The following is a 25,752-nucleotide window of genomic DNA, read 5'->3' on the forward strand; positions in this document are numbered from 1 at the left end:
GATGACACCCTCCGCAGAGGGCCCGACGTCGCCCGGTTCGGAATCCAGGGCCGTGCGCCAGTTGCTGTACACGAATGCCGATCGCGTCGTCGATGGCGTGAAGACCGGCGGGTGGCAGATTCTCGAGCAATCGCCCGCGCTTGACGATGTCACGGCCTCCCGTCTGCTCGCACTGGTTGAGCCCCGGCTGAATCCGGTCTCCCCGCTGTCCGGATTCCCCACCCCGGAGGAGATTGCGAATGCGGCCCGCCGTTACGCCCAGATCCCGACCGACGACGGTACAGTACTGGTGCATACGGCGCCCGCGGGCGCGGATGCGACCGGCCGGCCGAACACCATGAATCATGTCGTGCTTCTGGCCGATGAGGAACGGCCCTCGGTCTGCACGGCCGACCTGTGGCGCTCACCGGATTGGTGCGTCCCCTTCGGCCCTGACGAGGTGCGCGCCACGGCGATGCCCGCTTCCAACCGGATTCGTGCCGGCCAGAGCGTCTCGGACGACTCGGTGTCCGACTTCATGGCGGTTCCCGGACGCGGAGCGGTTCTCGTCGCCCTCGCGGAGATCCTCGACGGCGTCCTCGCCCAGCGGGTCAACCGGTCCGCGACATCCGTGGACAAGACGACGACGGTCCTGCTGCCTGTGCCGTCCACCGACGAGGCGGCGCTGTGGGTCGGGGCGCTGCAGCGCACCTGCGCGCCGCGCACGGGCAGGCTCCTGGGGTTCTCGACTCTCGAGAGGGTCGGGACCGAGCGGGATCTTGAGGCCCTGGCGGCATCGGGGATCGACCTGGCGTGCGTTCCCGAGCAGGATCTTGCCGGGATGCCCATCCATCGCAGCGGCTTGGCCGTCGTCGATCCGCAGACGCCGCCGACGAGCGCACCGGATTCTGCATGGGCCCGGATGGTGGCGGCGATGACGGCGGATCTGGGCGCCTGGGTGGCCGGGGTCGAGGCCGTGCGCGATGTCCTCGACCTCCTAGAGGACCACCGGGACGTGGCTCCGGGATGGCCTCTGGCGATGGCGGAGGCCTGCGACCCGGGCCTTTTGGCGGGCCGGGCGGAGGAGCTGGTCGGCGAGGCCGTTGAACACGAGCTTGTCGCATGTCAGCCGGGCGCTATAGCGGGCAACGGTTACCTGATCGGTGTGGTCAATGACCGGGTGCTCGGATCCGCGAAGACCGACCCGGGGCACTGGTACAGCAGGCTGTCCGCGGTCCCCGTGTCGGCGCCTGTGACGGGCGTGGTCACCGGACTGGCCCGTAAGTACGTGGAGACGGCCGTCCGCAACCCGCGGTGGCTTCTGGATCCCGCGCGTCAGGTTAGCCGGCGCGCTTTCCGCTGCCTGGACGCGTGGAGCAGATCGGCGGAGGGGCGCGAGGCGCTCGTCCCCCTGCTGGAGGCCGCCGTGCACGCCGTCTCCCAGGATCCTCGCGAGACGGCTGTGCTCATCATGGTCGATCGTCTTGTACGAGATGGAGTGAACCCGCCGGGGGCGAGGACGGACGAGCTCCTGATCCCGGTGGCCCGGGCCCTCGCCGCGGAGCAGGACCCCATGGGGCAGCGCGCGCGGATCCTCGGACTCGACCTCGATCGCCGATGCCGGGATGCGCTCATGCGCCTCGTCGAGCGCGTGCTCGAGGAGTCCGCAGGGGCGGAGTCCAGCAGGACGCTTCCGTGGATGTCGGAGGAGGTCATCGCGTGGTTCGACGGCGGCGCGGTCGCCCCGGCACTCGGCGAGCTCGCGGCGCAGGCCGTATTGATCGAACTGGCTGGTCTTATCGACAGGCCGGTCGCGGGTCCCGCAGCAGCAACTGCGGAGCGCGCCGTCAAAGCGCTGCATGGCGTCGTCGGCGGTTTCGAGTTGAGGCCGGACGTCGTTCGGCTGCTCGCGGACTTCGCGCCGATCGACTGCCTCGAGGCGCCGCCGCCCGGCTGGCGCAATGTGTGGGACGTTCTCGGGCCCGCACTGCTGAGAGAGCCCGACTCGCCGACCTCCGCTCGTATCTGCCGAGAATACCTCGCCAGGCGCGGGCACCCGGAGGCGGTCTTCGCGCAGTCGGTCTTCAACAGGTTCTCGGTGCCGACGGCGGTGTGCCTCGTGGTCCTGGTGCGCCATACCGCGCTCATGACGCGCTACAGCGTGCAGGCCGCCGGCACGTACGCCCGTCACATCCTTCTCGCGGCCGCGATTCTCGACGGCGATCCGCTGGTGGCCCGTTCTCCGGCAGTTGCCATGGCCCGGAGCAAGGCACTGGCGCTGCTCGTACTCGTGGTGTGGAACGGGCAGCAGGTGGACCTGCCGGACGCCCCTGCGCTGCCCGCAGCGGTGCAGGACCTGGACGCCGCCCTGGACGAGGATCCCTCCGTGCTCGCCGCTCCGGGGGAGACCGGCCTGGGCGAGCTTCTGCCCCTGGCGGTGACCCGCGTGTTCTGGCGCGGTCGCGGCTCCGACATCCCCGATGAGTGGTTCGACTCGGTCGATCAGGATCTTCGTCGCATGGAGTACGCCGAGAGCCGGTCGAACGCCCTGCTGCGCAACTGCGACAGCACCGTCGTCGTCATCGCCCGCTCTTGGGCCGCTTATCTGGGCGCGGGGCAGAGCGAGACTCTGCGTGCCGCGCTTCTGGAGCGCATGGGGGGTGCACCAGGTGCCGAGCGCTGGCTGGACAAGCGTGTTCTTCCGGCCAAGGAGGCCTCCGGCCTCCGCCGTAGGCTCTTCGGCGGCCGTTGAGCCGCAGAACGCGAAAGGAGTACATGATGCCTGACATCTTGGTCAACGGCCAGTGGGAGAGGCTGTCACTGGTCAGCGACGGGGCTGTTCATATCAGTCTTGTGTCCGCCGTTGCGGCGCGATTGGAAGTGTCGGGAACGGCCCGGCCGCCCAAGTACCTCGGCCCGGCGCACGATGTCGCGGCGTTCCCGACCAGCGCGGTTGCGGATTCCGAACCGGTCAGCATCCGGGCGCGCACGGTCACCGGTGACCCGTTCCCGGGCGACGGGGTCATCGATCTTGCTGTGGACTCCGGCCAGGGAGGACAGTCATTCCTGCTCAAGGGGATTCCTGTCGCAGGCCAGATCAGTGCGCCGGTACTCCAGTTCTCACGGCAGGACGAGAGGACCATTGTCGCCCTCCCCGCCGAGGGCGGCAGTGCTACGGCGGGCCTGGGCGGATGGTGCGCCAGGCGCATGAGCGAGCAGGGTGGGTCTCCGAGGCCCACGGTCACCGACCTGATCATCGATACATCTTCGTCAATGCGTCGCTTCACTCCGCAGGTCGATGCCCTGCTCCGGTTCCTCGGCGACCTGTACGTCACGACAGGAGTCGCCGCACCGACCATTCGACGCGCCGTCATCGCGGGCGCGCGCAACGACGGCGTGGGGTGCGTCCAACCGGGCCGGACCGGCGGACGCGTCGTCGTCGTCACCGATCTGCCGCTGCTCCCCGGCCAGGGAGAGTGTCTCGTCATCGGCGCTGCGGATCTCTCCGCCGCCCTGCCGGGTGATGCACACGCTCCCGCTCCCGAGGTGTGGCAGGAGCTGCTTCGCCCCGACGCGGCCTTCACAGCCGAGACGCTCAATATCCTCACTCCTCTTCTGGACTGGCTCAGCCCGTCCTCATCCCAGAACGGATCTGATTCATGACTGCCTCCTGCCCGTACTGCTTCACACCCGTGGAGGCCGACAGGATCGGCTTTCGATGCGTTGGCGCGTGCATTCCCAGGCCCGATGCCCAGGCGAGCTTCTACGCCGGGAAGAGCCTGGCAGTGCCGCCGGTGTATTGCATGATCCGCAACGACAGGACGAAGCAGCTGCCCACTTACGTGGTGTGCCGGCGCTGCGGCGCGCAGACCGCCCAGGAGGTGTGCCTCGTCTGCCACCGGGATCTTCCTCCGAGATGGCGGCAGGCCCGGACCTTCACCATGACTGTCACCGGGGCGCGCGACACCGGGAAATCCGTGTACATCGCCGTCGTTGTCCAGATGCTGCTCCGCTATGCGCAGCAGCGGTCCCGCACTGTCATGGCCTATACCCAGGGAACGCAGGACGTGTACGGCAACGACTACTACGAGCCGCTTTACCACAGGAATGTGGTGATGGAAGGCACGCCCAGTATGACCGGCGGCGGCGCCTACCAGGAGGATCCTCTCATCTGGGAGATCGCCGGAGGTGATGGCGGCCGCTTCTACCTGGTCATGCGGGATATCGCCGGAGAGGATCTTGAGCGTCTGACCGGCCGTGAGGGGGCCTTCAGCTTTATCGATCGCGCGGACCTGGTCCTCTTCCTGTTCGATCCGCTCATGCTGGACGCCGTCCGCAAAGTGCTGTCCGGCCTCATCCCCGATCTGGATACCAACCGCAAGGGGGTGAGACCTGGCGAGGTCCTGCCCAAGATCCTGGCGCAGATGAGCTCAGGCGGATCCCGGCTGGCACTGACCATCTGCAAGTTCGACGCTCTGCAGCAGTTGCCACGCGCCAACAGCAAGATGGCGCCCGTCCTGGCCAATCCGGCCGCCCACTTCAACTGGGACGACACCATGGTCCGTGCGAGGACGCCGTCGTCCAAGCAGAGGGTTCGGGCGCTGGAGGAGGACGGCGCCTTCTTGGATGCCGAGGTGTGCTCTATGCTCCGCTACCTCGGTGAGGATGCCGTCACGCTGCAGGCGGTTCAGGCGGTCAGGAACCGCAAAATCGCGGCCCTGCGTCACTTCGTCGTCTCCTCGTTGGGGGAGACGCCGCAGCATAGAGAGAAGCTCACCGAGCGCGGGATCTCGCCGTTCCGTGTGCTGGACCCGATTCTATGGGGGTTGAGTCAAGCCAGAGTGGAGTTCTGAGGGCTGTTGCGGATCGTTGCTGGCGAGATACGGCCGGGACGCATTTGATCGTCTTGTGGGTGGTGGATCACAATGCACCCACATCCCCTTTCCCAGGAAGGTCGCAGCATGAGCGACGTGAGTCCAGTAACGCCCGATTCCGACTCGCCCGAAGAGCCGCAGATCGAGCCGCCCATCAGCGCTGATACTCCCGACGACGAATCCTCGGCATCGGAGATCGGGGACGTTGAGACCTCGCCGGCGGCAGAAGCAGCCTCGCCGGCGGAGTCGGTATCGTCGCCGGCTGAGCCCGCTGAGGAGGACTCTTCCATGTCGGCTCTGGGCCCGGTTCCGCCGCCGCCGTCTGCGCCCGAGGATGCGAAGAGCGAGCCGGCTGACTCCGAGGAGCCGCCGGCCGGTCAGCCCGAGGAGCCGTCGGCCGGTCAAGCCTCTCCGGCGTCCCCTGACGCTTCTGACACTTCTGAAGCCTCTGCCGACACCCCGGCTGTCTCTGCGACCCCCGAGGACGCCGCCGAGTCGCCGGTCGAGAGCAGTTCTGAAGCGCCGGAGCCGGGTCAGCCGCCGACCGCGGCCTCTGCCGCTACGGGGGCGTTCCCTGTGGGGCCGGTGATGGGTGTGCCGGGTCAGCCGCCCACTGTGCCCTCTGCCGCTACGGGGGCGTTCCCTGTGGGGCCGGTGATGGGTGTGCCGGGTCAGCCGCCGACCGCGGCCTCCGCCGCCACCGGGGCCTTTCCTGTGGGGCCGGTGATGGGTGTGCCGGGTCAGCCGCCCACCGCTGCCTCCGCCGCCACCGGGGCCTTTCCCATGGTGGCTCCGGCGCCGCCGCCTCCCCCTTCGCCGATGAGCCCGGCGACCCGCAGGCAGCTCAAGGTCGGCCTTGGCGCTCTGGCACTGGTGCTGGTGCTGGTGATCGCAGGCATTGCGGTTGTCAGCCTACTGAACTCCCGCAGGACCCCGGAGAAGGAGGTCTCCGCCTACCTTGCTCTCATCGCTGATGGGCACGCGGAGGACGCCAACAAGATGGTGGATCCGGGTGCCTCCCATGACGAGAGCCTGCTCCTGACCGACGAGGCCCTCGGCGCGGCGACCTCCCGCATCACGGCCGTCAAGGTCGAGGACGCGGACGTCGATGGCGATGACGACAGCGCCCTCGTCACGGCGACCTTCCGTCTTGACGGGGAGAGGTTCGAGCACACCTTTTCTGTGAACAGGGGCGACAAGGAATACGGGCTGCTCGACAACTGGGAGATCGAGGACCCTCTGATCAACAAAGTCGAACTGACATCGTCGACATTCGACTCCTTGACAATCGGAGGTCAAGAGGTATCGCTCGACAACAGCGAGTACACAAGCTCTCATGAGACGCTGCAGTACGTTTACTTCGGCGTCTACGACATTGCCGCGAGCTCGTCTCGATCGAAGTATCTGACTCCGGATACGACCTCCCTGCAGGTGGACTCGTCGGAAAGGGTGAACTCGTCGAAGGGGGCTCCCGACCAGACCGTTACGGTATCGGCCAGTCCGACCCAGGCTCTCAAGGATCTTGTCCTGAATAAGGTCAAACAGGAGACGACGGACTGCACCACGCCGCCGAACAATATGGACTCCGAGTGCCCCTCTGCCGTGCAGTCGCGTCAGATCTCGAAGATGGAAGTCACCACGGAGGCCTCGGAGGTCACCATTGACTCGTCGGCGACGACTTTCACGAGCGGCAAGATCGTCATTACGACGACCAAGAACTCCACATACGGAGGAACGCCTTCCACGGATACGAGCAGATTCAAATTCGAAGGGGATATTGATTGGGACGCGGGCCAGGAGGAGCCCACGGTGACGGTCCTGCGAACGACGAGCGCTTATTACTGATTGTCGCTGATTACTACTGATTACTGAGCTCCCTGAGCACGGGCGCTCCTGAGTGCGGGCTCGTCGGACTCGCCGGGGCGGGCCCTCGACAATGCGCATACGTGCGAGTGAGGGCAGTGGCGAGAAACACGGAACCGCTCTCGCCCTGGGATGGCGGGCCATGCTGTTGAGCGCGTAATCTGACCGATGGTGCCCGAGCGCGGGTTGCCACTTCTCTCTCCGTTCCCAGCGACGGCGGCCCGGTGGGCCCCTCGTGACGCGGGTCTGCCGCGGCGGGAACCGACGGGCCCCTCCACGGGGCTCCGGACGCGGCGTATTGGATGAACCGATCGCGGTGGACCGGCCCGACTCCGTGGGGGCGTGCGCGCCTCACGGGGGGAGCGGGGCCGGTGCGCGGGCAGCACAACCATCCAGATGCACTTCACTATGGAGATTGAGTAGTGCCTACAATTCAGCAGCTGGTCCGCAAGGGCCGCTCGACCAAGCGCTCGTCGTCCAAGACGCCGGCGCTCAAGTCCAGCCCGCAGCGCCGTGGCGTGTGCACCCGCGTGTACACCACCACTCCCAAGAAGCCGAACTCCGCCCTTCGTAAGGTCGCCCGTGTGCGCCTGTCGACTGGTATTGAGGTCACCGCCTACATTCCCGGCGAGGGCCACAACCTTCAGGAGCACTCCATCGTGCTCGTCCGCGGTGGTCGTGTGAAGGACCTTCCCGGTGTCCGCTACCACATCGTGCGTGGCTCCCTCGACACCCAGGGTGTCAAGGGCCGTCAGCAGGCACGTTCCAAGTACGGCGCCAAGAAGGAGAAGAAGTAATGCCTCGTAAGGGTCCCGCTCCCAGGCGCCCGCTCGCCGTCGACCCCGTCTACGGCTCGCCGGTCGTCACCCAGCTCGTCAACCGCGTTCTGCTAGACGGCAAGAAATCCACCGCTGAGCGCATCGTCTACGGCGCGCTGGAAGGTGTGCGCTCCAAGACGGACCAGGACCCGGTCTCCGTCCTCAAGCGGGCACTGGACAACATCCGTCCCGCCCTGGAGGTCCGCTCCCGTCGTGTCGGCGGCGCGACCTACCAGGTCCCGGTCGAGGTGCGCCCCAACCGCGCCACCACCCTCGCACTGCGCTGGCTCGTGGACTTCTCCCGCCAGCGCCGTGAGAACACCATGACCGAGCGTCTCATGAACGAGATCCTGGATGCCTCCAACGGCCTGGGCGCCGCGGTCAAGCGTCGCGAGGACATGCACCGGATGGCCGAGTCCAACAGGGCCTTCGCCCACTACCGCTGGTAACAGCAGCGCCGGTCGGGGCCGTTTCCCGCCCGCCTCGACCGGCGTCCTCCTCACCACTCTCACGAACGAAGGACTTCACTAGTGGCACTCGACGTGCTGACCGACCTGAAGAAGGTCCGCAACATCGGCATCATGGCCCATATCGATGCCGGCAAGACGACCGTGACAGAGCGCATCCTGTTCTACACGGGTATCAACTACAAGATCGGCGAGACGCACGACGGCGCCTCGACGATGGACTGGATGGAGCAGGAGCAGGAACGCGGCATCACCATCACCTCCGCGGCCACCACCTGTTTCTGGAAAGACAACCAGATCAACATCATCGACACCCCCGGCCACGTGGACTTCACGGTCGAGGTCGAGCGCTCCCTGCGCGTGCTCGACGGCGCCGTCGCGGTCTTCGACGGCAAGGAGGGCGTTGAGCCGCAGTCCGAGACGGTGTGGCGTCAGGCGGACAAGTACAACGTCCCGCGCATCTGCTACATCAACAAGATGGACAAGCTGGGAGCCGACTTCGAGTTCTCCGTCCGGACGATTCGTGATCGTCTCCACGCCACCCCGATCGTTCTCAACTTCCCGATCGGCGCCGAGAGCGAGTTCTCCGGCCTCGTCGACGTCCTGGAGATGCGGGCCATCCGCTTCCCTGAGAAGGACGCCGACGGCAAGGACACCCGCGGCTCCGTCGTCGAGTACGAGGAGATTCCCTCCGAGCTCGTTGCCAGGGCCGAGGAGCTGCGCGGCGAGCTCCTCGAGACGGTCGCCGAGGCCGACGACACCCTCATGGAGAAGTACCTCGAGGGTGAGGAGCTCACCGTCGCCGAGCTCAAGTCCGGCATCCGCAAGCTCACCGTGGCCGGCGCGGCCTTCCCGGTCCTGGCCGGGTCCGCCTTCAAGAACAAGGGTATCCAGCCCGTGCTCGACGCAGTCCTGGACTATCTGCCCTCCCCGCTCGACATCCCCGACGTCGAGGGTCACGCCGTCGGCAACGAGGAGGAGGTGCTCACCCGGCCGGCCGACGAGAAGGCCCCCTTCTCCGCCCTGGTCCATAAGGTGGCCACCCACCCCTTCTACGGCAAGCTCGTCTACGTGCGCGTCTACTCCGGCAAAGTTGCGCAGGGCGAGATGGTCCTCAACGCCACCAAGGGCAAGAAGGAGCGCATCGGCAAGCTCTTCCAGATGCACTCCAACAAGGAGAATCCGGTCGAGCAGGCCCATGCCGGCCACATCTACGCGTTCATCGGCCTCAAGGACGTCACCACCGGCGACACCCTGTGCGCCCAGAGCGCGCCGATCATTCTGGAGTCCATGACGTTCCCGGACCCTGTGATCCACGTGGCCATCGAGCCCAAGACCAAGAGCGACCAGGAGAAGCTGGGCATCGCAATCCAGAAGCTCTCCGAGGAGGATCCGACCTTCACCGTCAGGCTCGACGAGGAGACCGGCCAGACCGTCATCGGCGGTATGGGCGAGCTCCACCTGGACGTCTTCGTGGACCGCATGCGTCGCGAGTTCAAGGTCGAGGCGAATGTCGGCAACCCGATGGTCGCCTACCGCGAGACCATTCGCCGTAAGGTCGAGAAGGTCGAGTACACCCACAAGAAGCAGACTGGTGGCTCTGGCCAGTTCGCCAAGGTGCAAATGGCTTTCGAGCCTCTGGTCGCCGACGAGGCCGCCGAGACCGCTGACGGGGAGAAGGCGCACTACGAGTTCGTCAACGCCGTTACCGGCGGCCGCGTGCCCCGCGAGTACATCCCCAGTGTTGACGCGGGTGTTCAGGACGCCATGCTCACCGGCGTCCTGGCCGGCTACCCGATGGTGGACGTCAAGGCGACCCTCGTCGATGGCGGATACCACGAGGTCGACTCCTCCGAGATGGCCTTCAAGATCGCGGGTTCCATGGCCTTCAAGGAAGGCGCCAAGAAGGCCTCGCCGGTCCTTCTCGAGCCCGTCATGGCCGTTGAGGTCCGCACGCCCGAGGAGTACATGGGCGACGTCATCGGCGACCTCAACTCCCGTCGCGGCATGATCCAGTCGATGGAGGACGCCGTCGGCGTCAAGGTCGTCAAGGCCGCCGTGCCGCTGTCGGAGATGTTCGGCTATGTCGGCGATCTGCGCTCCAAGACGCAGGGACGCGCCGTGTACTCGATGAGCTTCGACTCCTATGCCGAAGTTCCCAGGAACGTCGCGGACGAGATCATCGCCAAGGCAAAGGGCGAGTGATTTCCTCTTCCGGGGCCGGAGGCGATTCGCGTTCGGCCCCGGAGCCCCGGCACCGCGTCCGAGGCACCCCATTTCAGTAAGATTTCCAACAATCCATCCGTAGAGACTCTTTGCGTCACCACGGCTAGCATGGTCTTAGTCGAGTCACGACGAAGAGAACTACCCGAGTCCCAGGAGGACACCAGTGGCCAAGGCCAAGTTCGAGCGGAACAAGCCGCACGTCAACATCGGAACGATCGGTCACGTCGACCACGGCAAGACGACGCTGACCGCTGCGATCTCCAAGGTTCTGCACGATGAGTACCCCGAGCTGAACCCCTTCACCCCCTTCGACGAGATCGACAAGGCTCCCGAGGAGCGCCAGCGCGGTATCACGATCAATATCGCGCACGTCGAGTACGAGACCGAGAAGCGTCACTACGCTCACGTCGACGCCCCCGGCCACGCCGACTACATCAAGAACATGATCACCGGTGCGGCCCAGATGGATGGCGCCATCCTCGTCGTCGCCGCCACTGACGGCCCCATGGCCCAGACCCGCGAGCACGTCCTGCTCGCCCGTCAGGTCGGCGTGCCGGTCCTCCTGGTCGCCCTCAACAAGTGCGACATGGTTGAGGACGAGGAGCTCCTCGAGCTCGTCGAGATGGAGGTTCGCGAGCTGCTGTCCTCCCAGGAGTACAACGGCGACGAGGCCCCCGTCATCCGCGTCTCCGCTTTCAAGGCCCTTGAGGGCGACGCCGAGTGGACTCCGAAGATCAAGGAGCTCATGGACGCGGTCGACGAGTACATCCCGACCCCGCAGCGCGACATGGACAAGCCGTTCCTCATGCCGATTGAGGACGTCTTCACCATCACCGGTCGCGGCACCGTCGTCACCGGCCGTGTCGAGCGCGGCAAGCTCCCGATCAACTCCGAGGTGGAGATCCTCGGTATCCGGGACGCCCAGAAGACCACGGTCACCGGTATCGAGATGTTCCACAAGGCCATGGACGAGGCCTGGGCCGGCGAGAACTGCGGTCTGCTCCTGCGCGGCACCCGTCGTGAGGACGTCGAGCGCGGTCAGGTTGTCGCCAAGCCCGGCTCCATCACCCCGCACACCGAGTTCGAGGGCCACGTCTACATCCTCACCAAGGATGAGGGCGGTCGTCACAACCCCTTCTACTCGAACTACCGTCCGCAGTTCTACTTCCGGACCACGGACGTCACCGGCGTCATCACCCTCCCCGAGGGCACCGAGATGGTCATGCCCGGCGACACCACCGAGATGAGCGTTCAGCTGATCCAGCCGATCGCCATGGAGGAGGGCCTCGGCTTCGCCATCCGTGAGGGTGGACGCACCGTCGGCTCCGGCCGTGTCACCAAGATCGTCAAGTGATGATCTAACGTCCAAGGGCTTGCCGTTGTTGAACGGCTGAGTCTTATGCAGAGTTCCCTCTCTGCTGACCAATATGGTCGGCAGAGAGGGAACTTTTTTCTGCGCGGACGAGCGTCGGCGTTTGCCGTTGCTGAATCGCAGCCCTAACGCGATCGCCTCGAGACTGCCGGAACAGGATCGTCTAATACACTCGCCGCATACCTGAATGGATGCTCGTCGCTTTGCGGTTCGGCGAGCTGATCGATTTTTATGCTGCTCCCGGCGGATCTATTGGAGCTTGGCCGTTTCAGGTATTTTGAGGATTTTCTGCATGCCTGGCGAGAACTCGATATCTGTAAACGAATCGATACTGCATTGAAGCTGTACTGAAATCGAATTTAGTGCTATCGGCTCAAGATCGGGAATATGATTTCCGCGTTCCCCTCAGTAGATCAATCGTAGAGCAGGCTCGCGCCCTCAGATTGCATTGGAGTTTTCGAGTGATTCGTTCTCGTTCGGCGAGGCTATACCGCCGTGTCGTGAGTCTCATCGCTGTGTGCAGCGCCGGCGCAGCTCTTGCACTTGGCCCAAGCGTCGTTCCCACCTCGGCCTCTGCGGCCCCCGGAGCCGGAGGGGCTCTCCCCGCGGTTTTCGCGACCGGAGGCTCGGGCCGCTATGTCGATACCATTCAGTGGCTCCAGTGGGGTGACTACGAGACCCAGTTCAAGGGTCAGGCGAAGCCGAATGTTCCCGTACTCGACTACGGGCAGACTAAGGATTTCGTCAACCAGCGGGACCTGGGCGATGCCGGCCAGCTCATGACCACCTGCACCCTGTCCAACCTCCAGCACCTCGGTCACTCTCCCGATCTGTCCGACCAGCAGTCCAAGGGCCCGCTGGTGGCCACTATTCCCGGCGCCTGGGCGGGTGATGCCCTCGACAATCTCTATAACGTCGGTGGTCCCGGGCAGTGGAGTGACGGCAGCGAGACCTGGCACAGCGGCCTGACCTATCCCACCGATTACGTCAATAAGAATCAGATGGCCATCGGACTGGCCAATGGATACGCCTATAACGGAGGTAATACCTGGGACGGGAAGAAGTGGGGAACGCCCGGTTCGAGTACCGAGCCGACCGGTTATGCCGCTCGGGTGAGCGTGGACTACTCCTGCACGGCCGAGCTCCACGCTCCGGACGGCAGCGTGAAGCCCGTTCCCGTTGCGGGCCTCGTCTTCGCTGATGCGGAGGCCTCATCGCGGCGCTACGGGATCAAGTCGTGGGCGACTACGGAGTGGACTGATGAGTGGATCCAGGCCAATACCGATCAGGACGTGACGTGGCGCGTCCTGGACACCATGCGCTCCGATCCCTGCGTCTCCAGGAATACCGGCAAGCAGGTGACCACCGATGCCGAGGTCTCCGACGGCGGCCACACCCTGCGCCTGATGCCCAGTGATGAGGAATGCGTCTACCAGAGCGGAGGGAGTTACAGCCGTCCCAACGGCCTGGGCGGGCCAGACGCCGTCATGTTCATGGAGGGCGCCACCAAGGCGACGGTCACAATGCAGGGCTCCGGATACTCCGCCGTGGCGCTGGGCCTGATCGTCGCCACCGACTTCGGCGATGCTCCCGAGTCCTACGGCTACTCCGGCGCGCTCTTCCAGCCCAAGTGGAAGGGCGGCGAGGTCTCCGCAACGACGGACGCCTTCGGAGTGCAGCCCCAGGCCACCATGTATCTGGACCAGAGCGCTCCTCGCCTGGGAGAGCACATCGACGCCGAAGGCCGGCAGATATTCAGCGCTGACGCCCGCGGCGACGACGACAACGCCCTCTTCGACGACGAGGACGGCATCGACACGACGTTATGGGACGGCGGCATACGAACGGCGCCCGGTGCGACTCATACCGAGAGTCTCACCTGCGAGGGAGCCGGGAAGATCGCCGGATGGATCGATTGGAACAACAACGGCGCCTTCGACGACACCGAGAAGAGCGATGAGGTGCCATGCACGGGCAATAGCGCGACGCTCAGCTGGAAGGTCCCGTCGGACGTCACGAACACCGTGCGCAGTGTGGATGATGAGGCCGGTTCCAGGCCGGACAGTTATATGCGCGTGCGCATGACCAAGGACAATGACGGCAACGACCAGAAACCCACGGGTATTACCGCCACCGGTGAGGTCGAGGACTACAAGGTCTCCATCCGCATTCCCACTATCCAGCTCAACAAGAATGTGGACAACAGCCAGGCTTCTGATGAGGCTCCGGGCCTGTCTGTGGACCAGTGGACTGTTGAGGCCCAGTCTGGAGACGTCACTCGCTCGGGTCAGGGCACCACGGGCGATCCCCAGTCCATCCCCCAGGGCGAGGTAAAGCTGTCCGAGAAGTCGGATAATCCGGAGGCCGCCGGTTATCAGCCCGGCCAGTGGACGTGTCAGGAGACCCCGGGCACCAATGGGGAGAACTACTCCTCTGCCGTCGGCGATTCCAGTGACGGCGAGGCGACGCTGACGGTCAACAACCAGGACCGTGTCACTTGCGACATCACCAACATCGCTCAACCGGGCTCTTTGACATGGAAGAAGCTCGATGCCGATGAGACGACCCCTCTTGGCGGATCGGAGTGGACCCTGTCGGGGCCGGAGGTTCCTCCGGACGCCCGTGTCACCGACTGCGTCGACACCTGCGGTTCGGGCGCCTATGACGACCAGGATCCCGAGCCGGGGGCGTTCACCCTCACCGGCCTGAAGTGGGGCACCTACACGATCCAGGAGGCTCGAGCCCCGGAGGGCTATACCGCCGCCACCGGTGATTTCGCATTCACGCAGATCAAGGGCTCCGCCCTTGAGGGAACGCTGGTTCCGGCCGAGGGCGTCGCGAACAACGGCGTCATCAACAAGCGGCTCATCGGGTCAGTGGCCTGGAAGAAGATCGATGCGGACAACGACGCGCCGCTGTCCGGATCGACGTGGACCCTCACCGGGCCGGGCGTGCCCTCGGGCACGATAGTGGCCGACTGCGACCAGGATCCCTGCGAGGCGGGCGACTACAAGGACCAGGATCCCGTCGCCGGTTCCTTCAAGGTAGGCGGGCTGAACTGGAGCGACCAGGCGTACAGCCTCACGGAGAAGGAGGCCCCTGCCGGCTACAAGCTGGACAAGACCCGGCACGAGTTCACGATCTCGACGGACGCCCTTGACTACTCCTTCGACGAGGCCTTCAAGAATTCCAAGACCATCGTTCCCGGTCTGCCGCTGACCGGCGGGCTCGGTGCGGCCATATTCCTGATAGGCGGCGCGGTGCTCCTCATCCTCGCCGTGATCGCCGGAATCGTGAGGAGGCGCCGCTCGCAGACCGTTCAGTAAGGACACACTCGGCTGCCTGATCGGGAGCCGCCCTCCGGCTCCCGATCATGAGCACGACAACCGAGCGAAGCCCCGTCCCCGGGCGAGCGCTTTCCCTCGCTTCGTGTCCCCATCACCGCAATCCCCAGCATCCGCATGACTCTGTCGTGCACGATGAAAGGACAATCACAGCAATGAATACGACTGCTCGCACCTTCGGGTGCAGGGTCGCTGCCGCCGTTGGAGCGTTCGCTCTCGCCTTTGTCGGCCTGGGCGGTACGACGACCACCGCCCGGGCTGCCGATCTCGGCAACATCGATTCGAGCCGAACCGGCTCGCTCCTCATTCACAAGCACGAGTCGGGCTCCCAGAGCGCTGACGGCACTCCTGACGGTCAGACGCCGTCGGGCGGCGCGGGCGTCGCCGACGTGGTCTTCACCGCGTACAAGATCACCAACCTGGATCTGACCACCCAGGCCGCTTGGGATGGGCTCAAGAACCAACAGGTTCCGGCCGACGCCTGCGGCGCCGACTACGCCAGCCCGTCGCTCGGCTCCTACACCTTCGACGGCGGCACGGCCAGCGGTTCGACCGACGCCCAGGGCGACACGACGATCGGCGGCCTCCCGGTCGCGGCCTACCTCGTGTGCGAGACGAGTGCTCCCAGCACTGTCAAGACGAAGGCCGCTCCCTTCCTCGTGACGGTTCCCTTCCCGAACAACTCCACGAACGCCGCCAATGGCAATGGCGAGTGGCTCTACGACGTCAACGTCTACCCGAAGAACACCGTCGTGCTCGCTCCGTCCAAGGGCGTGGACGTGGCCGCCAACGGTCTGAAGACCGACAGCCAGGTCACCTTCCCGGTTACCGCGACGGTTCCAAGCATCGCTTCCACGGATTCGTTCAAGCACTTCGTGATCAGCGACCCGTTGGATGCCAACCTCACGAGCGGCGACGTCGCCTCGGTGAAGGTCGACGGTCAGGACGTGGACAGCTCCTACTACTCGATCACGCCCGGACAGACCGTCTCGCTCGGCTTCACCAAGGCGGGCCTGGCCTTCCTCAAGACCAAGCCGAACGCGACCGTCGAGGTCGTCTTCACCGCCAAGGTCGTCTCCGTTCCGGCGGGCGGTGTTATCGAGAACACCGCAACGCTGTATGTGGACACCGTCCCGCAGGGCGACCCGCCGGACACCCCGCCCCTCACGCCTCCGAGCGAGCCGGGCACGCCCACCAACAAGGTCGCCACATCCTGGGGCGACGTCAAGGTCAACAAGACCGATGCCGACAACAGCAAGTCCCTGAAGGGCGCGACCTTCCAGGTGTACAACGCCAAGGACCCGTACGCCGCCTCGTGCGACAACGCGGTCAAGGAGGGCTCTGCCATCTCAGTCGACGGCGCCACCGAGTTCACCTCGGACGACGACGGCGTGGTCTCCATCGCAGGCCTCTTCGTGGACAAGAAGAAGGGGGCGCCCAACGAGGACCCCGTCACTCCGGATCACGCCCAGCGCTGCTACGTCCTGGTTGAGACGGCCGCCCCTGCCGGCTACGTCCTGCCGGCCAACGCGGACACGCCGGTCACGGTCAAGGCCGGCCTCACCGCGACCGGCACCTATGACCTGACGGTCACCAACTCCAAGCAGAATGTGCCCCAGCTCCCGCTCACGGGTGCCAATGGCCGTCTGCTGCTGATGGCGCTCGGCGCCATTCTCGTCCTCGTCGCCGGAGGGGCGGCTCTCGTGGCCCGCTCCCGCAAGGAGCGCGAGCCGCAGAACTGAGCATGCCCGTCGGCGCCGGTCGCGAATACTCCGACCGGCGCCGACAGGTACTCGAGTCCTCACACCGATACCGCGTGACGGGGAGGCGCCGCCTCCCCGTCACGCGTGCGCCCGTTACCAGGAGACCCGCCGCATGAGCCCCCGCCGCAACCCCTCGCGTCAACGATCCAACCGTGCTGTTTCCAAGGGCGAGCGCCGTTGGCGACTGTCCCGTTTCTCCCTTGTTCCCGCTCTGCTCGCCCTGATAGGCATGCTGGCCTTCGCCTATCCGACGGCGGCCAGCTGGGTGTCTCAGTACAACCAGTCCAAGGTCGTGGCCGACTACTCCTCCGAAGTGGACCATGCGGATCCCGATGCGGCCACGCAGATCGCTCAGGCGCATGCTTACAACGATGCGCTATCCGTCGGGGCGCTGCTCGAGGCGAACACGCACGTTCCCACCGGAGCGGGGAGCGCCGACGGCGCCGATCTGGACTACAACAGCGTGCTGAATGCCAATGACTCCGGCCTCATGGCCCGCCTGCGCATCCCATCGATCGACCTGGACCTGCCCGTGTATCACGGCACCTCGGACCAGACCCTGCTCGAGGGCCTGGGGCACCTCGAGGGAACCTCTTTGCCCGTAGGCGGAATGGGCACCCGCTCCGTCGTCACAGGGCATCGCGGGTTGGCGGACGCCACCATGTTCACCAACCTCGACAAGGTCGGCGTGGGGGACACCTTCACCGCCGAGGTCTTCGGCGAGGTGCTGACCTACCGCGTCGTGGAGACCAAGGTCGTCGAGCCCGAGCAGACCGAGGAGCTGCGGGCCGATCCCGATCGCGATCTCATGACTCTCATCACCTGCACGCCGTTGGGCGTCAACACCCACCGCATTCTGGTGACGGGGGAGCGGATCCCCACTCCGCAGGATGCTGTCGCGGGGGAGCGTCCGGACATTCCCAGGTTCCCGTGGTGGGCCATCGCCCTCGCCCTTGGGATCGCCCTCGACGGCCTTTACGTATGGCGGGCCGGTTATCCTGCTAAATCAGCTAAATCAGCCAGTTCAGCCACATCAACTAAATCGGCCGGGGTCGCATGACTGCTCTGCGGCCCGCCCCCGCGGACCCCGGTGGAGTACCCGCGACACGCCCGAGCGCGTGGACCGGGTGGGCGGTCTCACAGCCGCCAGGTCGTCCGAGCGCTTTCGCGCTGCAGGTCGGCGCTGCTAGCGTTATCCCGCTGAGCGGGGCCGGCGCCTCGCCCGGTCATCGCCCGGGTCGCCCCGGGAACCAGTCTGACGGACTCGATCATCGGGTTTCCGTGTGTCCAGACCGGCCACCTCTTCTTCACAGCGGAGTCTCCTGCGCGTCGCCTCGCGACACGCCCGAGCGCGTGGACCGGTCACCGAAAGCAAGAGAGGTTAGGCGCCATGGCGGGACAGAAGATCCGCATCCGGCTCAAGTCCTACGACCACGAGGTCATCGACTCCTCGGCGCGCAAGATCGTCGACGTCGTGACCCGCGCTGGTGCGACGGTCGTGGGCCCCGTGCCGCTGCCGACCGAGAAGAACGTGTTCTGCGTCATCCGGTCGCCGCACAAGTACAAGGACAGCCGCGAGCACTTCGAGATGCGCACGCACAAGCGGCTGATCGACATCGTCGACCCGACGCCCAAGGCCGTCGATTCGCTCATGCGGCTCGATCTGCCGGCCGACGTCAACATTGAGATCAAGCTCTGAGGACTGAAGCCATGACTACGCTTAACAAGCCGGCTGCCGCCGCGCCTGCCAAGGCGCTGCTCGGCACCAAGCTCGGCATGACGCAGATCTGGGATGAGGGCGGACGACTGCGTCCCGTCACGGTCGTGCGTGTCGACACCAACGTCGTGACCCAGATCCGTACCGTCGAGAACGACGGATATGAGGCCGTTCAGCTCGCTTTCGGCGAGATCGACGAGCGCAAGGTCACTAAGCCCCTCAAGGGGCACTTCGACAAGGCCGGGGTCGCCCCCCGTCGTCACGTCGCCGAGGTCCGCACCTCTCTGACGGACGACTTCACCCTCGGCCAGGAGCTCACCGCGGATACCTTCGAGGTCGGCCAGCTGGTCGATGTCACCGGCACCTCCAAGGGCAAGGGCTTCGCGGGCGTCATGAAGCGGCACGGCTTCAAGGGGGTGGGCGCCTCTCACGGAGCGCACCGCAACCACCGCAAGCCCGGCTCCGTCGGCGCCTGTGCCACCCCTGGCCGTATCTTCAAGGGTCTGAGGATGGCCGGCCGCATGGGCCACGCCACCACCACCGTCCAGAACCTCAAGGTTCGCGGCGTCGATGCCGACAAGGGCGTGCTCCTCGTGGGCGGCGCCGTCCCCGGCCCCAAGGGCGCGGTCGTCGTCGTCCGTACCGCCGTGAAGGGAGCCTGAGACTCATGCCTGAGAACCAGAAAGCGGCACTGTCCGTCGCAATCGTCGACTCCAAGGGAAGCAAGACCGGCACCGCCGAGCTGCCCGCCGAGATCTTCGACGTCGAGCCCAATATCCCGCTCATGCATCAGGTGGTCGTGGCTCAGCTCGCCGCGATCCGTCAGGGCACTCACGCCACCAAGACCCGCGGCATGGTCCGCGGCGGTGGCCGCAAGCCCTACCGCCAGAAGGGCACCGGCCGCGCCCGCCAGGGCTCCACCCGCGCCCCGCAGTTCGCCGGCGGCGGTGTCGTTCACGGCCCGCAGCCGCGCGACTACACCCAGCGCACGCCCAAGAAGATGAAGGTCGCCGCCCTGCGCTCGGCGCTGTCCGACCGCGCCCGTAACGGCCGCGTTCACGTCATCACCGAGTTCCTCGTGGCCGACAAGCCCTCCACCAAGCAGGCGCTGGCCGGGCTGCGGAACCTGACCGACCGCAAGGCGCTCGTCGTCGTCAGCCGCGAGGACACCCTCTCCGTCCTCAGCCTGCGCAACCTGCCCGACGTCCTCGTGACATGGGCCGACCAGCTCAACACCTACGACGTCCTGAACAGCGACGACGTCATCTTCACTGCCGACGCCCTGGACGGCTTCCTGGGCAAGGGCGAGGAGGAGTCCAAGTGAGCCTCGAGAAGTCCAAGAACCCCCGCGACGTCATCGTCGCGCCGGTCGTCTCCGAGAAGTCCTACGCCTGCATGGATCGTGGCCAATACACGTTCCTCGTGGCGCGGGGCTCCAACAAGACCGAGATCAAGCAGGCCGTCGAGGCCATCTTCGACGTCAGGGTCGCCTCCGTGAACACCCAGAACCGACAGGGCAAGACCCGTCGCACCCGCACGGGCATGGGCAAGTCGAAGGACACCAAGCGCGCCATCGTCACGCTGCGCGAGGGCTCCATCGACATCTTCGGCGACGTGGCGAAGTGACCCGGAAGGTAGAGGATCGTTATGGGAATCCGTAAGTACAAGCCGACGACGCCGGGGCGCCGCGGCTCCTCCGTGGCCGACTTCGTCGAGATCACGCGCAGCAAGCCCGAGAAGTCCCTCGTCCGCCCGCTGAGCAAGAGCGGCGGCCGCAACAACCACGGTCGCGTGACCACCCGCCACAAGGGCGGCGGCCACAAGCGCGCCTACCGCGTGATCGACTTCCGTCGTCACGACAAGGACGGCGTGCCCGCCAAGGTCGCTCACATCGAGTACGACCCCAACCGCACCGCCCGCATCGCCCTGCTGCACTACCTGGACGGCGAGAAGCGCTACATCATCGCGCCCAACAAGCTCGGTCAGGGCGACCGGGTCGAGTCCGGCCCGAACGCGGACATCAAGCCCGGCAACAACCTCCAGTTGCGCCACATCCCCACCGGCACGGTCGTCCACGCCGTGGAGCTGCGACCCGGTGGCGGCGCCAAGATCGCCCGGTCCGCCGGCACCTCCGTGCAGCTGGTCGCCAAGGAGGGCAAGTACGCGCAGCTGCGCATGCCCTCCGGTGAGATCCGCAACGTGGAGGCCGCCTGCCGCGCCACCATCGGCGAGGTCGGCAACGCCGAGCAGTCCAACATCAACTGGGGCAAGGCCGGCCGCATGCGCTGGAAGGGCGTGCGGCCGACTGTCCGCGGTGTCGTCATGAACCCCGTGGACCACCCGCACGGTGGTGGTGAGGGCCGTACCTCCGGTGGTCGTCATCCCGTCTCTCCATGGGGCAAGCCCGAGGGCCGTACCCGTCGTCCCAACAAGTCCAGCGACCGCCTCATCGTGCGTCGTCGTCGGACCGGCAAGAAGCGCTGATAGGAGCCTGATATGCCGCGCAGCCTGAAGAAGGGTCCCTTCGTCGACGACCACCTCCAGAAGAAGGTGGACGCCCAGAACGAGAAGGGCACCAAGAACGTCATCAAGACCTGGTCCCGCCGTTCGGTCATCACGCCGGACTTCCTCGGACACACCTTCGCCGTCCACGACGGCCGCAAGCACGTCCCGGTCTTCGTCACCGAGTCCATGGTGGGCCACAAGCTCGGCGAGTTCGCTCCGACCCGCACCTTCCGCGGGCACGTCAAGGACGACCGCAAGTCGCGTCGCTGATGTCGGTGGAAGTTAGAGAGGCAGAGAACATGGAAGCCAAGGCGCAGGCCAAGTACGTGCGCTGCACGCCGATGAAGGCGCGCCGGATCGTGAATGTGGTCCGCGGCAAGCGCGCCGTCGAGGCCGTGGGCATGCTCCGTTTCGCCCCGCAGGCAGCTGCGGTGCCGGTGCGCAAGGTCATCGAGTCCGCCATCGCCAATGCTCGGTTCAAGGCCGAGCGCGACGGTGAGCGCTTCGACGAGAACGACCTCTACATCACCGAGGTGTACGCCGACGAGGGTCCGACCCTCAAGCGGTTCCGTCCGCGCGCCCAGGGGCGTGCCAGCCGGATCCTGAAGCGGACCAGCCATATCACCGTTATCGTCGGGGACAAGTCCGACGCCGCACAGAAGGAAGGAGCCCGGTAATGGGGCAGAAGGTCAACCCGACCGGGTTCCGCCTGGGCATCACCACGGACCACCGCTCGCGCTGGTTCGCCGACTCCACCAAGCCCGGTCAGCGCTATCGCGACTTCGTGGACGAGGACGTCAAGATCCGTCGCCTCATGGCCGACGGCATGGAGCGCGCCGGCATCTCCAAGGTCGACATCGAGCGCACTCGTGATCGGGTCCGCGTCGACCTGCACACCGCTCGCCCGGGCATCGTCATCGGACGCCGCGGTGCCGAGGCCGAGCGCCTGCGCGGTCAGCTCGAGAAGCTGACCGGCAAGCAGGTCCAGCTCAACATCCTCGAGGTCAAGAACCCCGACATGGATGCTCAGCTGGTCGCCCAGGGCATTGCCGAGCAGCTCGCCAGCCGCGTCTCCTTCCGCCGCGCCATGCGCAAGGGCATGCAGTCCGCCATGCGCGCCGGCGCCAAGGGCATCCGGGTGCAGTGCTCCGGTCGTCTCGGCGGCGCCGAGATGAGCCGCAGCGAGTTCTACCGCGAGGGACGCGTGCCGCTGCACACTCTGCGGGCGAATATCGACTACGGCTTCTACGAGGCCAAGACCACCTTCGGACGTCTCGGCGTCAAGGTGTGGATCTACAAGGGCGACATGACCGAGCGCGAGTTCGCGCGTCAGCAGGCCGAGTCCGGCTCGCGCGGTCGTGGCGGCCGAGGCGAGCGCCGCGGTGGACGCCGCGGCGACCGCGCTCCGCGCCAGAGTGAGCAGCAGCAGGCCGAGCAGGCGCCGGCCGCCGAGAAGAACGCTGCCGCAGACCAGGGAACGGAGGCCTGAGCCGTGCTCATCCCTCGCCGGACCAAGTTCCGCAAGCAGCACCGCCCGCACCGCGCGGGCCTGTCCAAGGGCGGCAACCAGGTCGCCTTCGGTGAGTACGGCATTCAGGCTCTCGAGCCGGCCTACGTCACCAACCGTCAGATCGAGGCGGCCCGTATCGCCATGACCCGTCACATCAAGCGTGGCGGCAAGGTGTGGATCAATATCTTCCCGGACCGCCCGCTGACCAAGAAGCCCGCTGAGACTCGTATGGGCTCCGGAAAGGGCGCTCCCGAGTGGTGGATCGCCAACGTCAAGCCCGGCCGCGTCATGTTCGAGCTCGGCGGTGTCGACGAGGCCCTCGCCCGCGAGGCCATGCGCCGTGCACAGCACAAGCTTCCGATGAAGACTCGTTTCGTGACTCGTGAGGGTGGTGACGTCTGATGGCTATCGGCTCGAAGGATCTGACCCCGACCGACCTGGACGCCATGGACAACGAGCGCCTCGCCGAGGAGCTCTCCAAGGCCAAGGCCGAGCTGTTCAACCTCCGGTTCGCCGCCGCGACCGGGCAGCTCGAGGACCACGGCCGTCTCAAGGCCGTGCGTCGTGATATCGCCCGTATCCACACGATCGTGCGCGAGCGCGAGCTCGGCATCCGTACCGCTCCGAGCAGCCAGGAGACCAAGTGAGCGAGCAGAACAACACCAGCGCTACCGAGCCCAAGGAGCGCAACCAGCGCAAGGTCCGCCGCGGGTACGTCGTGTCCGACAAGATGGACAAGACGGTCGTCGTCGAGGTCGAGGAGCGCTACAAGCACTCCCTGTACGGCAAGGTCCTCCGTCGTTCCAAGAAGGTCAAGGTCCACGACGAGCACAATGAGGCTCACCCCGGCGATCTCGTCCGGATCATGGAGACCCGTCCGCTCAGCGCCACCAAGCACTGGCGACTGGTCGAGATCATCGAGAAGGCCAAGTGATCTCAATAATCTCAGTGATCTCGTGACCTCTTGCTGACCCCGGCTCTCAGGGTTCTCAGAGTTCGGTGGCAGCGCACGACGCCGCAGCACCTCGTCCGGGTGCTGCGGCGTCTGTCATTCATTTGCGGATCCTGTGCCGGTGTGTGCCGGTGGTCTGAGGACGTCCGCTGAGTGCCGGTGAGCAAAGGCACAGGCCGGCGGGGGGATGCGCAGTACCGCCGGACTTATGGCCTGCACTAGAGTTGCAGAGTTGCGTGCGCCCTCGGTGCGCCCACCAGAGACCTCGTGCCCTGTGCGCCTGTGTCTGGCGGGACAATCGGGCCGCGGACTCCACTCGTCCTCGGCGGGCAGAGCAGTGCGCAAGAGAAGAAGGAACGTTCGGCTAGGCTCGCTCGCCCTCGGGAGGGGCGAGAACCGGCTCGACGACAGGAGAACACTCAATGATCCAGCAGGAGTCGCGACTGAAGGTCGCCGACAACACCGGTGCCAAGGAGATCCTTTGCATCCGTGTGCTCGGCGGCTCGGGTCGGCGCTATGCGGGTATCGGCGACACGATCGTCGCCACCGTGAAAGACGCCATCCCCGGCGGCAACGTCAAGAAGGGCGATGTCGTCAAGGCCGTCATCGTGCGCGCCACCAAGGAGCGTCGTCGTCCGGACGGCTCGTACATCCGTTTCGACGAGAATGCGGCTGTCATCCTCAGGAACAACGACAGCGAGCCGCGCGGTACGCGCATCTTCGGCCCCGTGGGCCGCGAGCTTCGCGAGAAGAAGTTCATGCGCATCGTCTCGCTCGCCCCGGAGGTGATCTGATACATGGCACGCATCAAGAAGGGCGACCAGGTCATCGTCATCGCCGGCAAGGACAAGGGCAAGACGGGGCGTGTACTCAAGGTGATGCCCGATGTCGACCGTGTCGTCGTCGAGGGCGTCCAGCGCGTTACCAAGCACGTCAAGGCCGGGCAGACCGCGCAGGGCGCCCGTACCGGCGGCATCGAGACTGTGGAGGCCCCCATCCACATCTCCAACGTGATGCCCATCGACCCCAAGACCAAGAAGCGCACCCGTGTCGGCTTCCGCGTCGAGGAAGGCGTGCGACCCAACGGCCGTAAGCGCACTGTTCGCGTGCGCTACGCCAAGAAGTCCGGGGAGGACCTGTGATCATGACTGACAAGGCTGAGAAGATCACCCCCCGTCTCAAGACGAAGTACACCGAGGAGGTGCACCCGGCCCTCCGCAAGGAGTTCAAGCACGGCAACGTGATGGAGGTCGGGCGCATCGTCAAGGTGGTCGTCAATATGGGTGTGGGCGAGGCCGCCCATGACTCCAAGATGATCGAGGGCGCGGTGCGCGACCTCGCTGCCATCACCGGGCAGAAGCCCCAGGTGACCAGGGCCCGCAAGTCCATCGCCCAGTTCAAGCTGCGCGAGGGGCAGCCGATCGGTGCGCACGCCACGCTGCGCGGCGACCGCATGTGGGAGTTCCTCGATCGCCTCATCTCGATCTCGCTTCCCCGGATCCGCGACTTCCGCGGGCTGTCCCCGAAGCAGTTCGACGGCAACGGCAACTACACCTTCGGTCTCACGGAGCAGGCTGTGTTCCACGAGATCGATCAGGACAAGATCGACCGCGTGCGCGGCATGGACATCACCGTGGTGACCACGGCCAAGACCGACGAGGAGGCCCGCTCGCTGCTCAAGCAGCTCGGCTTCCCCTTCAAGGAGAAGTGACATGGCGAAGACCGCTCTGATCGAGAAGGCCAACCGCAAGCCCAAGTTCCGCGTCCGCGCCTACACCCGCTGCCAGCGCTGCGGCCGGCCGCACTCGGTGTACCGCAAGTTCGGCCTGTGCCGTATCTGCCTGCGTGAGATGGCCCTGGGCGGCCAGCTCCCCGGCGTGAGCAAGTCCAGCTGGTAAGAACTTACGTCGCAGGTCCGCGAGGAAACCACGACGAGGAAGGGCCAAGGCCCACTCATGACTATGACAGACCCGATCGCAGACATGCTGACTCGTCTGCGCAATGCAAACAACGCCTACCACGACACCGTTTCGATGCCGTCGAGCAAGCTCAAGGTGAACATCGCCTCAATGCTCAAGACCGAGGGGTATATCGACGGCTATGAGGTCACCGATGCCGCGGTGGGCAAGACGCTCACGCTGAGCTTGAAGTACGGAGCCAACCGCCAGCGGGCCATTCAGGGCCTCAAGCGCGTCTCCAAGCCCGGCCTGCGCGTCTACGCCAAGTCCACGAACTTGCCCAAGGTCCTCGGCGGCCTGGGGGTGGCGATCCTGTCCACCTCCTCCGGCCTTCTGACCGACAAGCAGGCAGAGTCCAGAGGCGTGGGCGGCGAAGTGCTCGCCTACGTCTGGTGAGATAAGGA

The 25,752-nt window shown here is 65.8% G+C and carries 27 protein-coding genes; all 27 read left to right on the forward strand.

What is annotated here, in order from left to right; genetic code table 11:
* Nucleotide 1 precedes the first annotated feature (1 nt).
* The 27 genes from W5W_RS0105860 to rpsH all read left to right on the forward strand — a co-directional run bounded on the left by W5W_RS0105860 (nucleotide 2) and on the right by rpsH (nucleotide 25,744).
* Entirely contained in the window at nucleotides 2-2,731 is a 2,730-nt protein-coding gene (locus tag W5W_RS0105860; RefSeq protein ID WP_017194728.1) for a GAP1-N2 domain-containing protein, read from the forward strand.
* A 26-nt stretch (nucleotides 2,732-2,757) separates the two neighbouring features.
* Complete coding sequence (locus W5W_RS0105865; protein ID WP_154650256.1) at nucleotides 2,758-3,642, forward strand: hypothetical protein; 885 nt, start codon at nucleotides 2,758-2,760, stop codon at nucleotides 3,640-3,642.
* Nucleotides 3,639-4,832 carry a hypothetical protein gene (locus tag W5W_RS0105870; RefSeq protein ID WP_017194730.1) on the forward strand — a complete coding sequence of 398 codons (1,194 nt, stop codon included), beginning with the start codon at nucleotides 3,639-3,641 and terminating at the stop codon, nucleotides 4,830-4,832. The genes W5W_RS0105865 and W5W_RS0105870 overlap by 4 nt, the downstream gene beginning before the upstream one ends.
* Nucleotides 4,833-4,940: 108 nt before the next feature.
* On the forward strand, nucleotides 4,941-6,698 hold the full coding sequence (locus tag W5W_RS15245) for a hypothetical protein (protein WP_017194731.1): 1,758 nt from the start codon (nucleotides 4,941-4,943) through the stop codon (nucleotides 6,696-6,698).
* A 440-nt stretch (nucleotides 6,699-7,138) separates the two neighbouring features.
* On the forward strand, nucleotides 7,139-7,513 hold the full coding sequence (gene rpsL / locus W5W_RS0105880; protein ID WP_008729379.1) for a 30S ribosomal protein S12: 375 nt from the start codon (nucleotides 7,139-7,141) through the stop codon (nucleotides 7,511-7,513).
* Nucleotides 7,513-7,983, forward strand: a complete 471-nt coding sequence (gene rpsG, locus W5W_RS0105885) for a 30S ribosomal protein S7 (protein WP_008729401.1) — start codon at nucleotides 7,513-7,515, stop codon at nucleotides 7,981-7,983. Before rpsL ends, rpsG begins: the two co-directional genes overlap by 1 nt.
* Before the next feature lie 81 nt (nucleotides 7,984-8,064).
* Nucleotides 8,065-10,206: an elongation factor G gene (gene fusA / locus W5W_RS0105890; RefSeq protein WP_017194732.1), complete on the forward strand. Its 2,142-nt coding sequence runs from the start codon at nucleotides 8,065-8,067 to the stop codon at nucleotides 10,204-10,206.
* A gap of 184 nt (nucleotides 10,207-10,390) precedes the next feature.
* A complete protein-coding gene (tuf, locus tag W5W_RS0105895) occupies nucleotides 10,391-11,581 on the forward strand; it encodes an elongation factor Tu (protein WP_008729430.1) in 1,191 nt (396 codons plus the stop codon).
* Nucleotides 11,582-12,099: 518 nt separating this feature from the next.
* Nucleotides 12,100-14,925 (forward strand): CshA/CshB family fibrillar adhesin-related protein, encoded by a 2,826-nt coding sequence (locus tag W5W_RS0105900; RefSeq protein WP_017194733.1) that lies wholly within the window; start codon nucleotides 12,100-12,102, stop codon nucleotides 14,923-14,925.
* Nucleotides 14,926-15,098: 173 nt separating this feature from the next.
* On the forward strand, nucleotides 15,099-16,685 hold the full coding sequence (locus W5W_RS0105905) for a SpaH/EbpB family LPXTG-anchored major pilin (RefSeq protein ID WP_017194734.1): 1,587 nt from the start codon (nucleotides 15,099-15,101) through the stop codon (nucleotides 16,683-16,685).
* A 133-nt stretch (nucleotides 16,686-16,818) separates the two neighbouring features.
* Nucleotides 16,819-17,766, forward strand: a complete 948-nt coding sequence (locus W5W_RS0105910) for a class C sortase (protein WP_017194735.1) — start codon at nucleotides 16,819-16,821, stop codon at nucleotides 17,764-17,766.
* Nucleotides 17,767-18,096: 330 nt separating this feature from the next.
* The gene (gene rpsJ, locus W5W_RS0105915; protein WP_003786051.1) at nucleotides 18,097-18,405 is read left to right on the forward strand and encodes a 30S ribosomal protein S10; all 309 of its coding nucleotides are present in this window, start codon (nucleotides 18,097-18,099) and stop codon (nucleotides 18,403-18,405) included.
* Between the two features lie 11 nt (nucleotides 18,406-18,416).
* Nucleotides 18,417-19,085: a 50S ribosomal protein L3 gene (rplC, locus tag W5W_RS0105920; RefSeq protein WP_008729392.1), complete on the forward strand. Its 669-nt coding sequence runs from the start codon at nucleotides 18,417-18,419 to the stop codon at nucleotides 19,083-19,085.
* Between the two features lie 5 nt (nucleotides 19,086-19,090).
* Complete coding sequence (gene rplD / locus W5W_RS0105925) at nucleotides 19,091-19,747, forward strand: 50S ribosomal protein L4 (protein ID WP_017194737.1); 657 nt, start codon at nucleotides 19,091-19,093, stop codon at nucleotides 19,745-19,747.
* Entirely contained in the window at nucleotides 19,744-20,049 is a 306-nt protein-coding gene (rplW, locus tag W5W_RS0105930) for a 50S ribosomal protein L23 (protein ID WP_008729405.1), read from the forward strand. The genes rplD and rplW overlap by 4 nt, the downstream gene beginning before the upstream one ends.
* Before the next feature lie 21 nt (nucleotides 20,050-20,070).
* A complete protein-coding gene (gene rplB, locus W5W_RS0105935; RefSeq protein WP_008729377.1) occupies nucleotides 20,071-20,907 on the forward strand; it encodes a 50S ribosomal protein L2 in 837 nt (278 codons plus the stop codon).
* 12 nt (nucleotides 20,908-20,919) lie between these two features.
* On the forward strand, nucleotides 20,920-21,198 hold the full coding sequence (rpsS, locus tag W5W_RS0105940; RefSeq protein WP_008729396.1) for a 30S ribosomal protein S19: 279 nt from the start codon (nucleotides 20,920-20,922) through the stop codon (nucleotides 21,196-21,198).
* Nucleotides 21,199-21,227: 29 nt separating this feature from the next.
* On the forward strand, nucleotides 21,228-21,605 hold the full coding sequence (gene rplV / locus W5W_RS0105945; protein WP_017194738.1) for a 50S ribosomal protein L22: 378 nt from the start codon (nucleotides 21,228-21,230) through the stop codon (nucleotides 21,603-21,605).
* Entirely contained in the window at nucleotides 21,605-22,417 is an 813-nt protein-coding gene (gene rpsC / locus W5W_RS0105950; protein ID WP_008729398.1) for a 30S ribosomal protein S3, read from the forward strand. Before rplV ends, rpsC begins: the two co-directional genes overlap by 1 nt.
* A gap of 3 nt (nucleotides 22,418-22,420) precedes the next feature.
* Nucleotides 22,421-22,840: a 50S ribosomal protein L16 gene (gene rplP / locus W5W_RS0105955; protein WP_008729395.1), complete on the forward strand. Its 420-nt coding sequence runs from the start codon at nucleotides 22,421-22,423 to the stop codon at nucleotides 22,838-22,840.
* Nucleotides 22,840-23,085 (forward strand): 50S ribosomal protein L29, encoded by a 246-nt coding sequence (rpmC, locus tag W5W_RS0105960; RefSeq protein ID WP_008729402.1) that lies wholly within the window; start codon nucleotides 22,840-22,842, stop codon nucleotides 23,083-23,085. The genes rplP and rpmC overlap by 1 nt, the downstream gene beginning before the upstream one ends.
* Entirely contained in the window at nucleotides 23,082-23,372 is a 291-nt protein-coding gene (gene rpsQ, locus W5W_RS0105965) for a 30S ribosomal protein S17 (protein ID WP_008729418.1), read from the forward strand. Before rpmC ends, rpsQ begins: the two co-directional genes overlap by 4 nt.
* 440 nt (nucleotides 23,373-23,812) lie before the next feature.
* Complete coding sequence (rplN, locus tag W5W_RS0105970; RefSeq protein WP_008729400.1) at nucleotides 23,813-24,184, forward strand: 50S ribosomal protein L14; 372 nt, start codon at nucleotides 23,813-23,815, stop codon at nucleotides 24,182-24,184.
* Between the two features lie 3 nt (nucleotides 24,185-24,187).
* Nucleotides 24,188-24,532, forward strand: a complete 345-nt coding sequence (gene rplX, locus W5W_RS0105975; protein WP_008729371.1) for a 50S ribosomal protein L24 — start codon at nucleotides 24,188-24,190, stop codon at nucleotides 24,530-24,532.
* 2 nt (nucleotides 24,533-24,534) lie between these two features.
* Entirely contained in the window at nucleotides 24,535-25,101 is a 567-nt protein-coding gene (rplE, locus tag W5W_RS0105980; RefSeq protein WP_029574107.1) for a 50S ribosomal protein L5, read from the forward strand.
* A 1-nt stretch (nucleotide 25,102) separates the two neighbouring features.
* The gene (locus W5W_RS0105985) at nucleotides 25,103-25,288 is read left to right on the forward strand and encodes a type Z 30S ribosomal protein S14 (RefSeq protein ID WP_008729399.1); all 186 of its coding nucleotides are present in this window, start codon (nucleotides 25,103-25,105) and stop codon (nucleotides 25,286-25,288) included.
* A 57-nt stretch (nucleotides 25,289-25,345) separates the two neighbouring features.
* Nucleotides 25,346-25,744, forward strand: coding sequence for a 30S ribosomal protein S8 (gene rpsH, locus W5W_RS0105990; RefSeq protein ID WP_008729407.1), 399 nt, complete (start codon nucleotides 25,346-25,348; stop codon nucleotides 25,742-25,744).
* Nucleotides 25,745-25,752: the final 8 nt, after the last annotated feature.

Source organism: Actinomyces massiliensis 4401292, from assembly GCF_000269805.1.
GTDB classification, from domain to species: Bacteria; Actinomycetota; Actinomycetes; order Actinomycetales; family Actinomycetaceae; genus Actinomyces; species Actinomyces massiliensis.

What these genes read in the sequence shown, in the direction of transcription:
- W5W_RS0105860 (WP_017194728.1), top strand. Translation starts at nt 2, where the DNA reads ATGACACCCTCCGCAGAGGGCCCGACGTCGCCCGGTTCGGAATCCAGG.
- W5W_RS0105865 (WP_154650256.1), top strand. Translation starts at nt 2,758, where the DNA reads ATGCCTGACATCTTGGTCAACGGCCAGTGGGAGAGGCTGTCACTGGTC.
- W5W_RS0105870 (WP_017194730.1), top strand. Translation starts at nt 3,639, where the DNA reads ATGACTGCCTCCTGCCCGTACTGCTTCACACCCGTGGAGGCCGACAGG.
- W5W_RS15245 (WP_017194731.1), top strand. Translation starts at nt 4,941, where the DNA reads ATGAGCGACGTGAGTCCAGTAACGCCCGATTCCGACTCGCCCGAAGAG.
- rpsG (WP_008729401.1), top strand. Translation starts at nt 7,513, where the DNA reads ATGCCTCGTAAGGGTCCCGCTCCCAGGCGCCCGCTCGCCGTCGACCCC.
- W5W_RS0105905 (WP_017194734.1), top strand. Translation starts at nt 15,099, where the DNA reads ATGAATACGACTGCTCGCACCTTCGGGTGCAGGGTCGCTGCCGCCGTT.
- W5W_RS0105910 (WP_017194735.1), top strand. Translation starts at nt 16,819, where the DNA reads ATGAGCCCCCGCCGCAACCCCTCGCGTCAACGATCCAACCGTGCTGTT.
- rpsJ (WP_003786051.1), top strand. Translation starts at nt 18,097, where the DNA reads ATGGCGGGACAGAAGATCCGCATCCGGCTCAAGTCCTACGACCACGAG.
- rplC (WP_008729392.1), top strand. Translation starts at nt 18,417, where the DNA reads ATGACTACGCTTAACAAGCCGGCTGCCGCCGCGCCTGCCAAGGCGCTG.
- rplD (WP_017194737.1), top strand. Translation starts at nt 19,091, where the DNA reads ATGCCTGAGAACCAGAAAGCGGCACTGTCCGTCGCAATCGTCGACTCC.
- rplB (WP_008729377.1), top strand. Translation starts at nt 20,071, where the DNA reads ATGGGAATCCGTAAGTACAAGCCGACGACGCCGGGGCGCCGCGGCTCC.
- rpsS (WP_008729396.1), top strand. Translation starts at nt 20,920, where the DNA reads ATGCCGCGCAGCCTGAAGAAGGGTCCCTTCGTCGACGACCACCTCCAG.
- rplV (WP_017194738.1), top strand. Translation starts at nt 21,228, where the DNA reads ATGGAAGCCAAGGCGCAGGCCAAGTACGTGCGCTGCACGCCGATGAAG.
- rpsC (WP_008729398.1), top strand. Translation starts at nt 21,605, where the DNA reads ATGGGGCAGAAGGTCAACCCGACCGGGTTCCGCCTGGGCATCACCACG.
- rpmC (WP_008729402.1), top strand. Translation starts at nt 22,840, where the DNA reads ATGGCTATCGGCTCGAAGGATCTGACCCCGACCGACCTGGACGCCATG.
- rplN (WP_008729400.1), top strand. Translation starts at nt 23,813, where the DNA reads ATGATCCAGCAGGAGTCGCGACTGAAGGTCGCCGACAACACCGGTGCC.
- rplX (WP_008729371.1), top strand. Translation starts at nt 24,188, where the DNA reads ATGGCACGCATCAAGAAGGGCGACCAGGTCATCGTCATCGCCGGCAAG.
- rplE (WP_029574107.1), top strand. Translation starts at nt 24,535, where the DNA reads ATGACTGACAAGGCTGAGAAGATCACCCCCCGTCTCAAGACGAAGTAC.
- W5W_RS0105985 (WP_008729399.1), top strand. Translation starts at nt 25,103, where the DNA reads ATGGCGAAGACCGCTCTGATCGAGAAGGCCAACCGCAAGCCCAAGTTC.
- rpsH (WP_008729407.1), top strand. Translation starts at nt 25,346, where the DNA reads ATGACTATGACAGACCCGATCGCAGACATGCTGACTCGTCTGCGCAAT.